Annotated in this window: 11 protein-coding genes; all 11 read left to right on the top strand. The window is 43.1% G+C overall.

Going from position 1 to position 13,495, the window contains the following annotated elements:
- Nucleotides 1-13: 13 nt before the first annotated feature.
- Nucleotides 14-673: an urease accessory protein UreG gene (gene ureG / locus ACVBIO_RS00205; RefSeq protein ID WP_447166172.1), complete on the top strand. Its 660-nt coding sequence runs from the start codon at nt 14-16 to the stop codon at nt 671-673.
- Nucleotides 666-1,589: an urease accessory protein UreD gene (locus tag ACVBIO_RS00210; protein ID WP_447166173.1), complete on the top strand. Its 924-nt coding sequence runs from the start codon at nt 666-668 to the stop codon at nt 1,587-1,589. The genes ureG and ACVBIO_RS00210 overlap by 8 nt, the downstream gene beginning before the upstream one ends.
- Before the next feature lie 32 nt (nt 1,590-1,621).
- A complete protein-coding gene (gene yut / locus ACVBIO_RS00215; RefSeq protein WP_447171736.1) occupies nt 1,622-2,617 on the top strand; it encodes an urea transporter in 996 nt (331 codons plus the stop codon).
- Between the two features lie 54 nt (nt 2,618-2,671).
- On the top strand, nt 2,672-3,670 hold the full coding sequence (locus ACVBIO_RS00220) for an energy-coupling factor ABC transporter permease (protein ID WP_447171737.1): 999 nt from the start codon (nt 2,672-2,674) through the stop codon (nt 3,668-3,670).
- A complete protein-coding gene (locus tag ACVBIO_RS00225) occupies nt 3,667-4,473 on the top strand; it encodes an energy-coupling factor transporter transmembrane component T family protein (protein WP_447166176.1) in 807 nt (268 codons plus the stop codon). The genes ACVBIO_RS00220 and ACVBIO_RS00225 overlap by 4 nt, the downstream gene beginning before the upstream one ends.
- A gap of 3 nt (nt 4,474-4,476) precedes the next feature.
- Nucleotides 4,477-5,238 (top strand): energy-coupling factor ABC transporter ATP-binding protein, encoded by a 762-nt coding sequence (locus ACVBIO_RS00230; RefSeq protein WP_447166177.1) that lies wholly within the window; start codon nt 4,477-4,479, stop codon nt 5,236-5,238.
- 44 nt (nt 5,239-5,282) lie between these two features.
- A complete protein-coding gene (locus ACVBIO_RS00235; protein WP_447166178.1) occupies nt 5,283-6,602 on the top strand; it encodes an ammonium transporter in 1,320 nt (439 codons plus the stop codon).
- A 417-nt stretch (nt 6,603-7,019) separates the two neighbouring features.
- Entirely contained in the window at nt 7,020-9,155 is a 2,136-nt protein-coding gene (gene rlmKL, locus ACVBIO_RS00240) for a bifunctional 23S rRNA (guanine(2069)-N(7))-methyltransferase RlmK/23S rRNA (guanine(2445)-N(2))-methyltransferase RlmL (RefSeq protein WP_447162832.1), read from the top strand.
- Nucleotides 9,145-9,381, top strand: a complete 237-nt coding sequence (locus ACVBIO_RS00245; protein ID WP_447161320.1) for a glutaredoxin family protein — start codon at nt 9,145-9,147, stop codon at nt 9,379-9,381. Before rlmKL ends, ACVBIO_RS00245 begins: the two co-directional genes overlap by 11 nt.
- A 1-nt stretch (nt 9,382) precedes the next feature.
- Nucleotides 9,383-11,302, top strand: coding sequence for an ABC transporter ATP-binding protein (locus ACVBIO_RS00250; RefSeq protein ID WP_447162831.1), 1,920 nt, complete (start codon nt 9,383-9,385; stop codon nt 11,300-11,302).
- Between the two features lie 181 nt (nt 11,303-11,483).
- On the top strand, nt 11,484-13,382 hold the full coding sequence (locus ACVBIO_RS00255; RefSeq protein WP_447171738.1) for a DUF3466 family protein: 1,899 nt from the start codon (nt 11,484-11,486) through the stop codon (nt 13,380-13,382).
- Nucleotides 13,383-13,495: the final 113 nt, after the last annotated feature.

Here is a 13,495-nt window from a genome sequence, read left to right on the forward strand (position 1 = left end):
AAAAGGATTGAAAATGAAGAAGATAACCAGAATTGGTATAGGTGGCCCTGTAGGATCAGGAAAAACTGCGATTATTGAAGCGATTACACCAAAATTAATTACTATGGGTGTCAAACCTATCATCATCACTAATGACGTGGTTACCACGGAAGATGCCAAACAAGTTCGACGCACATTACAAGGAGTGTTGGTTGCGGAGAAAATTGTTGGGGTCGAAACGGGAGCATGCCCCCACACCGCAGTTCGTGAAGACCCATCGATGAATATTGCCGCTGTGGAAGAGTTAGAGGCCGCGTACCCTGAGAGTGACGTTATTTTTATCGAGTCCGGTGGAGATAATCTGACCTTAACCTTCAGTCCAGCATTAGCAGATTTCTATATTTACGTCATTGATGTTGCAGCTGGCGATAAGATCCCTCGTAAGAATGGAGCTGGCGTTTGCCAATCCGATATATTGGTCATTAATAAGCAGGATTTAGCACCGTATGTGGGAGCTGATCTTGCTGTCATGGATCGCGACTCTAAATTAATGCGTAAAGATAAACCGTTTGTATTTACCAATTGTAAAACCGGTGAAGGCATCGATCAGTTAATCGCATTGATCATGTCGATGGCACTCTTTGATATCGATGTGCAATTAGTCTCGCCTGAGTTGGAGAGCCGCCATGCATGAGCGTCTGAAGGCTATTGATGATGCCAAAGAACTCAGCCGATTTCATAGTCAACCTAAGCAGATGCGCGCGGGGGCTCCGGGGAAAATTGGTGAGTTGAAATTGGCTTTTTCATTAAAAAATAATCGCCACGTTCTTAGTCATCTCTACCGAGTAACGCCATTACTGGTGCAGCAAGCACTGTATTGGGATGAAGCCATGCCAGAGCTGCCTATTTGTTCGATCATTTCAGTGGGAGGCGGTGTGTTACAAGGCGACCGCTACCACATCGATATTCGGGTAAATAAAGATGCTTGCGCGCATGTAACGTCTCAAGGGGCTAATAGAATCCATCGCATGGATGCCAATTATGCCTCGCAATATCAGAGCATAACCTTAGAAGAAGGCGCCTATCTGGAGTTCATGCCCGACTTTACCATTCTCTACAAGCAATCTCGCTATATTACCGAGACGGATATCGTTGTCGGTAAGGGGGCTTCGTTACTGTATGGCGAAATGGTGATGCTAGGGCGACTCCATCATGAAGATGAGCGAATGGAGTTTGATTTACTGTCGTTACTTACCCGTGTAGTCACAGTGGATGGCAAAAAACTATTTACAGAAAAAATTCTACTGGAACCCGATGGCAATGACCCCGAGTTGGTCAGTCAAATGCAGAGGTTTAATGTATTTGCCAATATCTTATGTCTCACTTCGGTAGAAAATGCCACATTGATTATGGCGGAGTATGAGGCTTATTTTGCTGAAGACAACAGCATGTTTGCCGCGGTGTCAAAACTGCCCAATGATGCCGGTTTAATGTTACGCGTGGTTGCTCAGGAAAGTCACCAAGTTAGCCGTCAGGTTAAAACTTTTTGGGGTATTTTTAGGCGCGTAGTGAAAGATAAAGCATTACCTGAGGCATGTCTTTGGCGCTAACGTCTGCAGAGTCTATGGGAGATAACAATTCAATGAAAGATAACACTTCAATACGAGATTGTTTTTCGATACACGATAACTATGTCACTTACTGCTTGCGTGGGACCAGTCAGGTCTTTTTTATGGAAAATGCCTTCACTGGAGTATTGTTTTTTATCGCAATGGGGAATGCCTCCTATGACAGCGGACACTGGTCTACTACATTTGGTGCCTTGCTCGGGGTCTTAGTCGCCACAGCCACTGCCATGATAACTCATGGTGATAAAGACATGACTAAATCGGGTTTGTACGGTTTTAATGGTATTTTAGTGGGCGCAGCATTACCGACCTTTATCGCACCTTCAATAGTGCTCTGGCTATTTATTATCATTGGCGCTGCATTTAGCACTGTGGTTACTAATGCATTTAAAAACATTCTAACTAACACCTTAGGAATTCCCGGTTCGACAGGCCCTTTTGTACTGTGTGGTTGGCTATTTATGATATCAGCCTACAGTTTTGGCCATTTGGATGTCAGTATGTTTTCCAACCCCAGCTTACCCACCGATTACCTGCTAGGACGCACGGCTGTCCCGTCATTACCGGAGCTTATCGCCATATTCTTTAGAAATATTGGCCAAGTGTATCTGCTGGGATCTGCAGTCAGTGGTGCCATTATGTTACTCGGTATCTTTATCGCCTCGGTTCCTGCTGGGATCGCTGCGTCATTAGGCTCGCTGATTGCGATTGTCTTTTCAGTTATGTTCGGCGCCAACCCCGATGTCATCCATGCCGGATTGTACGGTTTTAGTCCGGTTCTCACCGCAATGGCCGTGGGTGTTATTTTTATTTCACCATCGTGGAGAAGTGCTATTTATGCATTATTTGCCACCATAGTGACCGTAGTCGTACAGGGAGCGCTGGATGTATTTATGGAACCTGACGGACTGCCATCATTTACCTCTCCCTACGTTTTAACTATGTATTTGTTTATTGCAGCTAAAAATATTATCGAGCCTGCAGCATCTAATGTGAGTGGAAACGCTTAGTTCATTGAACGATATTTTAGTTTACGGAACGATATTTAGTTTAAGGACAAATATATGCACATGAATGATGCGCTATTATCAAGCGATGTAGGGCTGCCGTTACTGGCACTGTCTGGAGGGGCTTTAATCATTGCTTGTAAGATTGCTCAACAACGTATTTTCCGTAGCAATGAATTAATGGTGTTAATGGCCGTGCTGGGGGCCTTTGTGTTTGCAATTCAGATGATCAACTTTGCAATCCCAGGTACCGGAGCCAGCGGTCATATTACGGGTGCTATACTATTGTCAGCATTATTGGGCGCTCCCGCAGCTTTTGTGGTGATAGCCTCGATATTAATTGTTCAGGCGCTATTTTTTGCAGATGGTGGATTGCTAGCATTAGGCGCTAACCTCGTTAATCTGGGTATCGTACCTTGTTTTATCATTTTCCCTTTGGTTTGGCAGCCATTGGCAGGGCGATCATTGAGTAGAACGCGTTTAGCACTAGCCTCGATCTCGGCCTGTATGCTGGCCTTAATAGCTGGTGCTGCAGGAATTGCGATAATGACACATCTGAGTGGCATCACGCGCTTGCCGTTAGCCGAATTTTTGTTATTCATCATCCCGATCCATGCGGTCATCGGTATTGTTGAGGGGGCTGCAACAGCGGCAATCCTCTATTTTGCCTATCATCAGACTCAATTTTCCAGTCAAGCTAACACCTTGGTATTAGCTTCAAGAAGATCACAGGTGATTGCATTTGGTATGGCGGCTTTATTGTGCGCAGCGGTACTTAGTCGGTTTGCGTCAAGCAGCCCAGATGGTCTGGAATGGACCATGGATAAACTAACGCTTAATGCAATCCCACAATCGCTTCCGGCTGAGGCTTTGCAAAAATCCCAACAGGCATTAACACTGTTTCCGGACTATCAAGTTGCAGGTGTGACTCCGTTATTGCAAACCCCCATGGCAGGGGTGATTGGAAGTCTGGTTACCCTGGGGATTATTTTAGCCCTATTCGCAATGATCAAAGTGATAAAGCGCGCGACTCGTTATGCCGGAGCAAACAAATGAGGACGTTAACCAGTGCGCTAAATGATTTTCGGGCAATTGATGATTATAGTCGTCAAGAAACCTTGATTAATCGACTCGATGCTAGGGCTAAGTTAATCAGTTCTGTTGCGATATTAATGGCCGTTGTTAGCCAAGATAGTTATGCCATTGCGGCCTTATTGCCTTTGTATTTATATCCTATGGTGATACTGGTGACTGCAGATATCCCTATGCGTTTTATACTGCCAAAGTTATTACTGGCACTACCTTTCATCATATTGCTTGGGATCCTCAATCCTTTACTCGATACGAGCATATGGCAGACGCCGTGGGGGAGTTACGTATCGGCGGGCTGGTTATCACTGATGTCGATCATACTGCGCCTACTCCTGTGTGTCAGTATTGCCATTTTATTACTGGCGACGACGGGGATACAAGGCATCGTCGCCGGTTTACAGCGCCTGGCTGTGCCAAATGTACTAACGACGCAAATTTACCTGCTTTATCAGTTTTTTTTCATTATTGCCCAAGAGTTATTGGTCATGCTAAATGCCTATCAGTTACGACGGATCAATCGGCAAGCGGCAATTCCATTGCATTTTTATCAGCATTTGATGATTAGTTTGTTTCATAAAACTGTGCAGCGTTGCACTCGAATTTATGAGGCGATGTTAGCGCGGGGATTTCGTGGTGAGTTAAAACAATTTGCTGCCACACGTTGGAGTTCGTTAGATACAGTTTGGACCTTATTTTGGTGTACCTACGGTCTTTTATGCCGTTTATATAATCTTCCTGATGCGCTAACGCAAGTACTGATGAGGTAAATCATGAGTCATCATTTAATTACCTTCGACAAGGTTTCATATCAATATAGTGACGGTACTCAGGCTTTGAATGAGGTCGCTTTTCAAATCCACCATGGTGAGAAAATAGGCCTATTGGGTTCTAATGGCGCTGGAAAATCGACTCTAATTAACATTCTTTGTGGATTTCTCACTCCGGCGAAGGGCGCTGTTTATCTAGGTGATTTATCTATCAATGAGAATAGTCTGCTTACAGTTCGTCGCACATTAGGTGTGGTTTTTCAAAATCCTGATGATCAACTGTTTATGCCAACAGTGTATGACGATATTGCTTTTGGGTTACAAGAACTAGGCGTCAGTGCAGCAGATATTGCAGGGAGAGTAGATTCGGCATTAATTAAGGTCGATGCCTTGGCGATTAAACATAAACCGCCATTTCGGTTATCACTTGGGCAAAAAAAAATGGCGGCCATAGCTGGAGTCATCGCAATGGAGCCACAGGTATTAGTTCTTGATGAACCTACCGCCAGTTTGGATCCGTTAGCGCGTGAGAAAATAATTTCTTTGATGCTGTCGTTCAGCCATAGCCAGCTTATCGCGACCCACGATCTGGATATGGTATTGGCGGTGTGCGATCGCGTAATTGTCTTGCATCAAGGTGAAGTTGTTGCAGCAACCACACCGGAGGCCTTATTTTCTGATGAGCAGACAGTCAGACAATACGGTTTAGCGTTGCCGCTATCTATGCAGCAAATTAGTCGTCCAGCTAAAAAAACATTTAATTAATTGCACTTAAAAAGTACTTCATAAGCACTAAATAAGGAAAGGTTATGGATATATTAAATACTGGCGATACTGCATTTTTGCTGTTATGTACAGCTCTGGTGCTTTTAATGACCCCAGGACTAGCCCTCTTTTATGGGGGACTGGTAAAAGAAGCCAACATGCTAACCATTATGATGCAGAATTTTATTTGCATGGGGTTAGTCTCCATTATATGGGTGTTTGGCGGCTTTAGTCTGGCATTTGGTAATGATATTGCCGGTGTTATTGGTTCATTAACTGAATATATGGGACTTTATCATATTGGCGCGGAACCGAATGACACTTACGCTAAAAGCGTGCCATTTATCATCTTTTTTGCATATCAAATGATGTTTGCCATTATTACACCGGCATTGATGACAGGGTCTTTTGCGGGGCGTTTTAAGTTTCCTGCTTACCTTAAATTTGTCACGTTATGGACCTTGTTAGTCTACATCCCTGTGGCTCATTGGGTATGGGGCAACGGCTTTTTAGCATCTATGGGCGTCGTTGATTTTGCAGGGGGGTTAGTCGTACATACGACAGCAGGGATTTCAGCACTGACGGTTGCCATGTATGTGGGTAAACGACGCAGTACGTTAGCGGGTAAAAAAGAGCAACCGTCTAATTTACCTTTGATGGCAGTTGGGTTTGGATTGTTGTGGTTTGGCTGGTTTGGTTTTAATTCAGGAGGGGCATATGCGGCCAATGAGTTGGCCGCATATGCTTTTACTAATACGACCCTAGCGGGTTCAGTGGCTATGTTGGTCTGGATGTTTTGGGAGTGGCGCGAAAATGGCAGACCTTCTTTTAGCGGTATCTTAGTGGGGGCGGTTGCAGGGTTGGCGACGATCACCCCAGCAGCGGGTTATGTAGAGCCCAGCTCAGCGCTGCTTATTGGTGCGCTTGGCGCGACAGCTTGTTATTTTGCTAAGTATGTGCAAGAAAAACTTGAAATTGATGATGCTCTTGAAGTTTGGCGTGCCCATGGAGTGGGCGGAATCGTCGGCTCACTTTTGATTGGTATCTTTGCCAGCGAGGCAATCGATCAAGTTGATGCAGGGGCCCAACAATTTTTTGTTCAACTATTGGCTGTTATTATTATTAGTTTTTATTCTTGGGCACTGACCAAAGGAATACTCAAAATTGTTGACCGCAACGGTGATTTAAAAATTTCTGATGAAGAGCAGGACGCCGGTCTTGATTTTGTTGAGTTTGGTGAGCATGCCTACAACAATGATAATACTTGCGAAGACGAAGTGACGACGGAGGTGAAGGGGACATCATCGGATAATATTTCAGAAACGGAAATCGAGAATGTGACAAAAAACGATAAGCCTGATTAAGTGTGGGTAAATAGGGTAAATAGGGTGAATAGCTTACAGAGTGTTCGCCCTTGCTATTGATTACACGTTTGTTGGCGAGTTAAATCCGCTGCTTGCAGGCTTATGGCTAACCGGGTTGCTGCTATGTACTTGCAATTAAAGCCCCCATCGTTAACCACTTGAATTTTACTGCTAATTCACGGCCTCATTGTTGGGTGGTAAGAATGGCAAGTCTTTGTTCCCCCTCAAACACCTCTATTTCGAGAGGCCTAGTTTTGAGCTTTACTCCGTTGACACGAAAGCAGCGATTCAAGGCATAAGGTGCCAAAAACCCGTAGATTACTGGATTAAATCTAGCTTTAGCCAATAACTTTTATCATTTAGTAGTACTAACAGGTATAATGTCGAACTAATTTTTACTGTGTGTCGACTTAATCAATGTTAAATTTTTTTGCTGCAGCTCCTCGGGGCTATGAATATGCGTTATCACTTGAACTCGCTGAGCTTGGCGCTTCTAATATTAAAGAAAGTGTAGCGGGCGTTTATTTTTCTGCTTCGCTAGAGCTGGGATATCGTATTACGCTATGGTCACGCTTGGCGAGCAGAATCATTTTTGTCATTTATAAAGGTCCATGCGAGTCACCTGAGCAGCTATATAACGCCGCTTACGGTATCGATTGGCAGATGCAGTTTTCAAATCGCAGTACTTTTAGTATCGACTTCCATGGCTTGGGTGGTTTTATTAAGAACACTCAGTTTGGTGCGTTAAAAATTAAAGATGCGATTGTAGATCGTTTTCGCGATGATGATTTTTCTCGTCCAAACGTTGAAAGAGTTGATGCCGACTTTAGAATTGATGCCCACTTTAGACGTGGCGAGATCACTATTGGTATTAATTTCTCAGGTCCTGCACTACACAAGCGTGGATACCGTTCTACTACAGGTGAAGCACCACTAAAAGAGAACCTTGCAGCCAATATGCTGGTCCGAAGTGGTTGGCAGGCGGCACAAGTAGATTTGCTCGATCCTTTCTGTGGTAGTGGTACCATTTTAATCGAAGCGGCGATGATGGCTTGTGATATTGCACCTGGTATTCACCGTGAGCGTTTTGGTTTTGACCATTGGTTACCTCACAACAAAAAGGTATGGGAAGAGTTATTAAACGAAGCAAGTGCTCGCGCATCCATCGGTAAAACCCGTTGCGAAATTAAGTTCTACGGCTCAGACATCGATTCTAGACTCGTTGCGCTTGCGAAGCGCAATGCTGAAAATGCAGGCGTGCTTGATTTAATCGACTTCAGCGTGGCAAACGCATTAGATATTAAGGTTCCAGCTGAATCTGGTTTCCTAATATCTAACCCACCGTATGGTGAACGTTTAGGTAATGTAACCTCATTGCTTCAGCTTTATTATCAACTGGGTGATAAGTTCAAGGCCGACTTCGGTGGCTGGAGTATCGCTATTTTAAATAGTGATGTAGAGCTTTTATCTGCACTTAAATTGAAAGCAGATAAGCAGATGAAGATGAATAACGGCGCTTTAGAGTGTGCGTTTAACCTTTATACTGTTCATGCTGAAAATACTCGTCGAGTCGATCCTACCAATATCAAGATTGAAGGTGATGTGAGTGACATCGCAGTGCCTTTTGCTAACCGTATTAAAAAGAACTTTAAGCAGTTAGAGAAGTGGGCTAAGAAAGAGGGTATTGATAGCTACCGTTTATATGATGCTGATCTGCCGGAATATAATGTTGCGGTTGATAAATACCTTGATTACGTCGTTATTCAAGAGTACTCAGCACCTTCTGAAATTCCAGAAGCCGTGACTAAGCGTCGATTAACCGACGTATTGATCTCTTTACCTAGTGCGATTGGTATTGACCCTAATCACATCATTTTGAAAACCCGTGAGCGCAAGAAGGGTACTAATCAATATGAGAAATTAGCCGCGAGTAAGCTTGAGCTCATCACGACAGAATATGGTGCTAAATTCAAACTAAACCTGAGAGAATATTTAGATACAGGCTTATTTTTAGATCATCGATTAACGCGTAAGTTAGTGGGTGAAAAATCAAAAGGTCGCAGTGTATGTAACCTGTTCTCATACACCGGCTCAGCATCGGTACACGCAGCTTTAGGCGGTGCGGCTTCTGTCACAACTGTTGACATGTCTAACACTTATATTGATTGGGCAAAAGAAAACTTCGCATTAAATGGCTTAAATAGCGATAAATATCAGTTTGTTCAGGCGAACTGCCTACAGTGGATGAAGCGCACACACGACAGGTTTGATCTGATTTTTATCGATCCACCGACCTTCTCAAACTCAAAGCGTATGGAAGACTCATTTGACGTGCTACGTGATCACGTGGATATGTTAGCGAATGTGTTTAAGTTGCTAAATCCGGGTGGAGAAATCATTTTCTCAAACAACAAGCGTAAATTTAAGATGGAAGTTGAGCAACTTGAAGCCTTTGGTATGTCAGTTAAGAATATTGATAGCCAAACTCTGCCAATGGATTTCAAGAGAAACCCGCATATCCATAATACTTGGCTAATTACTCATGCCAAGTAATGTTTCAGTAGTCTTGTTTCACACAGATGCTTGCCATCTGTGTGAGCTGGCAGCTGAGCTGCTTGAGCAAACCGATGTTGCTTATAGCATGATTGATATTTGTGATGATCAAAATCTAGCAGAGCAGTACGGCATTCGTATTCCTGTTGTCAAAATAGTCGACACCCAAAATGAACTAAATTGGCCGTTTGATCTCGCAGCATTAAAAAAATTTTTAGGAGCGTAAGTTGAGTCTAGTACGTATTAATAACGGCTCTTTAGCCTACGGTTACACCCCATTATTGCAAAAAGCTGATTTTACCATTGAACCCGGTGAACGTGTTTGTATCGTAGGCCGTAATGGCGCAGGCAAGTCTAGTTTGATGAAAGTATTAAGTGGCGATGTGCTGCTTGATGAAGGTGAGTTTAACATTGCCACTGACGTTAAGGTGAGCCGTTTACAGCAAGATCCGCCTAAAGCTGAGCAGGGCTCTGTATATTCATATATTGCTGCTGGCTTGCAAGAGGTTGGAGAAAAGTTAGAACGATATCATCAACTTTCTCATGATGTCGGCACTGCGTCTCCAGATGAAATGGATCGAATGCTAAAGCAGATGGAACGTTTGCAAGATGATATCGATCATCTTAATGGCTGGCAGCTTGATAACCGCATTAATCAAAACTGTGAGCTATTAGGATTAGACCCCGACGCGGCACTATCTGAATTATCAGGTGGTTGGCAACGTAAAGTGGCACTAGCGCGTTCTTTAGTCAGCGATCCAGATCTATTGCTTCTTGATGAGCCGACCAACCATTTAGATATCGATACAATTGAGTGGTTAGAGCAGTTTCTACTGAGCTACCGTGGCGCGATAGTATTTGTCAGTCACGACCGTGGCTTTATTCAACGTATGGCGACTCGTATTGTTGATTTAGATCGCGGCGTAGTCACCTCTTGGCCCGGCAATTATCAAGCTTACTTAGATGGTAAAGCGGAATGGCTACGTGTTGAAGCTGAGCAAAATGCCCACTTCGATAAAAAGCTAGCTGAAGAAGAAGTGTGGATCCGTCAAGGCGTTAAAGCGCGTCGTACTCGTAACGAAGGCCGTGTTCGAGCACTTAAAGATCTGCGTGTAGAACGTATGGCTCGTCTTAATCGCCAAGGCGGTGCTAAAATGGCCGTTGCTGATACAGACCGCTCAGGAAAGCTCGTTTTTGATATTGAAAATCTTGAATACAATTTACCAGAGAAGAATCTGGTTAAGAATTTCAGTACAACAGTGATGCGTGGTGACCGTATAGCGCTAATTGGCCCTAACGGTTGTGGTAAATCGACGTTAGTTAAGTTGCTTATTGGTCAGTTAGAAGCACAATCGGGTAGTGTTAAAGTCGGTACTAAGCTCGAAATCGCTTATTTTGACCAATACCGTGAAGCATTAGATCCTGAAAAAACGGTTGAAGACAACGTTGGCGAAGGTAAGAAAACGGTAACGATTAATGGCCAAGACCGTCATATTTTAAGTTACTTACAAGACTTTTTGTTCTCGCCTATGCGCGCTAGAACACCGGTTAAAGCCTTGTCTGGTGGCGAGAAAAATCGTTTGTTGTTAGCACGTCTATTACTAAGACCTGCAAACCTTATTATTCTCGATGAACCAACCAACGATCTTGATATCGAGACCCTGGAATTGCTAGAGTCTCTGCTTGCGGATTATAAAGGTACCTTGTTGTTGGTCAGCCACGACCGTGCCTTTATCGATAATACCGTAACCAGTAGTTGGTGGTTTACCGGCAATGGCGGCTGGAGTGAGTACGTTGGTGGTTACGAAGATGCAGTTTCTCAAGGTGCAAGATTTTACTCTGAGGAACCTCAAGGCATAAATGCTGTCAAAGCTCCTGTTGTTGAAGTAAAGCCAGTAGTACAGCCTGTTGCTAAGAAAGTAGAAAAGAAACTTTCTTATCAATTACAACGCGAATTAGAGTCTCTACCTGCTTTGATGGAGCAGTTAGAGCAAGAACTTGAAAATTTACAAGCCATTGTCAGTTCACCTGAGTTTTACGCTCAGGAGCAAAAAATAGTGAATGAAAACTTGAAAGCATTGTCCGATAAGGAAAGTCAGCTTGAAAGTTGCTTTGAGCGATGGGAAGAGCTCGAATCATTGAAGTAATACTAATTAATTAGACTGATGGTGTGTTGATGACAAAATGGGCTTATATACAATGTGGTTCGAATTACTAGCTTGCTAGTTATGAATTTACGATGTAACAAAGCCCATTTTAACGATTAAAAGCGGCCAGATGATTAATATGATTGGTATAAGCTAAAAATAAGAAATAGGAAGCGAGTTAATGAAGTTTAAGTTGGATAAAACCCTATCGTTAGTAGCTGTTGGTGTATTAAGCGTACTTCAAGGTGTTCAAGCTGCACCTGTTTATGAAATTATTAATATCGATCTAGACACTTATAACCTAAACGGCACTATTGATAACACGCGTAACGGTTATGGGATGGCTGTGAATTATAACGCTGAAGGTCAAGCTGAAGCCGTCGGTGTAGCCAAAGGTAAGAAGAAACTAACGGTTTCTGAAGATGATGATGGTGTTATTGATATCGAAGACGGTGTTGCCGATTCTGAAACCATTACCTATTCAGTTAACCTTCCAATTATCGCAAATAATTTTACTTTCACTTCAAATGGTGACGCTTGGCTCCCAACATTTGAAAGTGTTAACGGCACCACGCCGCCAGCTCGTCCTGAAGATGATGCGACAGTCAACTCGATTGATACTTTCTTCTACGATATCAATGATAGTGGCCTTCAAGTGGGCGCTATGACGTCAAAGCAGCAAACACTGCCTTATGATGGAAGTAATGAAGAACAAGAGTTTTGGTATTACCGTGATTATGAGCAGCGTGGCTTTGTAAAACAAGGAGCCGATGCCGAAATTGCGTTAATTCCAGCTTATTCCGAGTATGTCTATAAAGCGGGTGAGGCCGAAGAACAAACGATTATCGTTGGTGGTTTCTCAAGTGCTGCAGCCGTTAACGATAGCGGTTTAGTCGCCGGTTACGCCAGTACAGACATTAGTGATAATAGCGCAAATATCATCAATTCTTGTGTTGATAATAATAGCGATACCGCGCCGCAGAATATTTGTATTCAATCAGCACAATTTCCAAATCAATATGGTTATAGTGATATTCAATATCAGATCCGTGGCTATGTTTGGCAATATGAAGCTGGTAACAATACACCGACAGCGACCATGCTACCATTAGGTCTTGAAGTGACTAATGACAGTGTTTATAGCGCACAGGGTCTTGGTGTAAATAATGAGGGCGTTGTTGCAGGTCGCTCTTATGTATACCGTCAAAATGATAAAGACAGATTATATTATGACGCAGCCTACTGGACTAAAGATGCTAATGGTGAGTACAAGTACAACTGGGTCAATGTTGATAAAGTCGGAGATGTCTATTCATCAATCGCTTATGACATTAGTGATAATGAAGATGGAAATGGTAGCATATTAGTCGGCAGCTATAACAAGTACATTGATGGTTATCGTCGCGATAAGTTTTTTTATTATAACATTGAAACCAAAGAAGTTGTGACACCAAACGACTTTTATAACAATATCTCTGATTTAAGTAGCCGTGGCCGTGATATAAACAATAAGGGCCAGGTTGTTGGTTATATTGACACCACTCATGACAAGGAAAAGCCGCGTCCAAAGGCTGGTTTCCTGTATCAACTGCCAAATAGAGAGTTTCCTGATGGCGAGTTTAACAACGTCAATAATCTACTGACCTGTGAGTCGAAAGGTTATGAGAAGAACGCTGAAGGAAACTGGCAACGTCACCAGGTTGAAGTACCAAATCCTGAAGGTGGCGAACCGTTAAAGTATGACAGTGAAATTATTGTTGTAGAAGGCAACAGCATCAATGACGACGGTACGATTGTTGGTACGGCGTTTATCCGTAAACCATCATATCAGGTTGATATTAATGGCAATATTGTGACTGGTGATAATGGCCTACCGCTTTTTGTATTAGACGGTAATGGTCAACCCGTAACTGCGTTCTTACCACGTATGGTGGTATTACAGCCTGCAGTCCCAGGCGCAGAAGCGTGTACTGTTATTGATGATGATGGTAGCAATGACAACTATGAGCGTAAAGGCGCAGCTAGCTTTGCGTGGATCTTGATGTTGCCTCTATTGTGGTTTAGACGTCGATTCAATTGATATTGTTTAAGTAATCAATAATCGAGGCTACGGCCTCGATTTTTTTTGCAATAAATTTGTAAGATATCTCAGTAGCTTAAATAATAACCGTATTCAAGGCCGTTTTTTAGGAT

Source organism: Shewanella sp. 0m-8 (genome assembly GCF_052977265.1).

Bases quoted from the DNA above. Each gene is read 5' to 3' on its own strand.
- ACVBIO_RS00220 (WP_447171737.1), top strand. From the start codon at position 2,672: ATGCACATGAATGATGCGCTATTATCAAGCGATGTAGGGCTGCCGTTA.
- rlmKL (WP_447162832.1), top strand. From the start codon at position 7,020: ATGTTAAATTTTTTTGCTGCAGCTCCTCGGGGCTATGAATATGCGTTA.
- ureG (WP_447166172.1), top strand. From the start codon at position 14: ATGAAGAAGATAACCAGAATTGGTATAGGTGGCCCTGTAGGATCAGGA.
- ACVBIO_RS00225 (WP_447166176.1), top strand. From the start codon at position 3,667: ATGAGGACGTTAACCAGTGCGCTAAATGATTTTCGGGCAATTGATGAT.
- yut (WP_447171736.1), top strand. From the start codon at position 1,622: ATGAAAGATAACACTTCAATACGAGATTGTTTTTCGATACACGATAAC.
- ACVBIO_RS00210 (WP_447166173.1), top strand. From the start codon at position 666: ATGCATGAGCGTCTGAAGGCTATTGATGATGCCAAAGAACTCAGCCGA.
- ACVBIO_RS00230 (WP_447166177.1), top strand. From the start codon at position 4,477: ATGAGTCATCATTTAATTACCTTCGACAAGGTTTCATATCAATATAGT.
- ACVBIO_RS00245 (WP_447161320.1), top strand. From the start codon at position 9,145: ATGCCAAGTAATGTTTCAGTAGTCTTGTTTCACACAGATGCTTGCCAT.
- ACVBIO_RS00255 (WP_447171738.1), top strand. From the start codon at position 11,484: ATGAAGTTTAAGTTGGATAAAACCCTATCGTTAGTAGCTGTTGGTGTA.
- ACVBIO_RS00235 (WP_447166178.1), top strand. From the start codon at position 5,283: ATGGATATATTAAATACTGGCGATACTGCATTTTTGCTGTTATGTACA.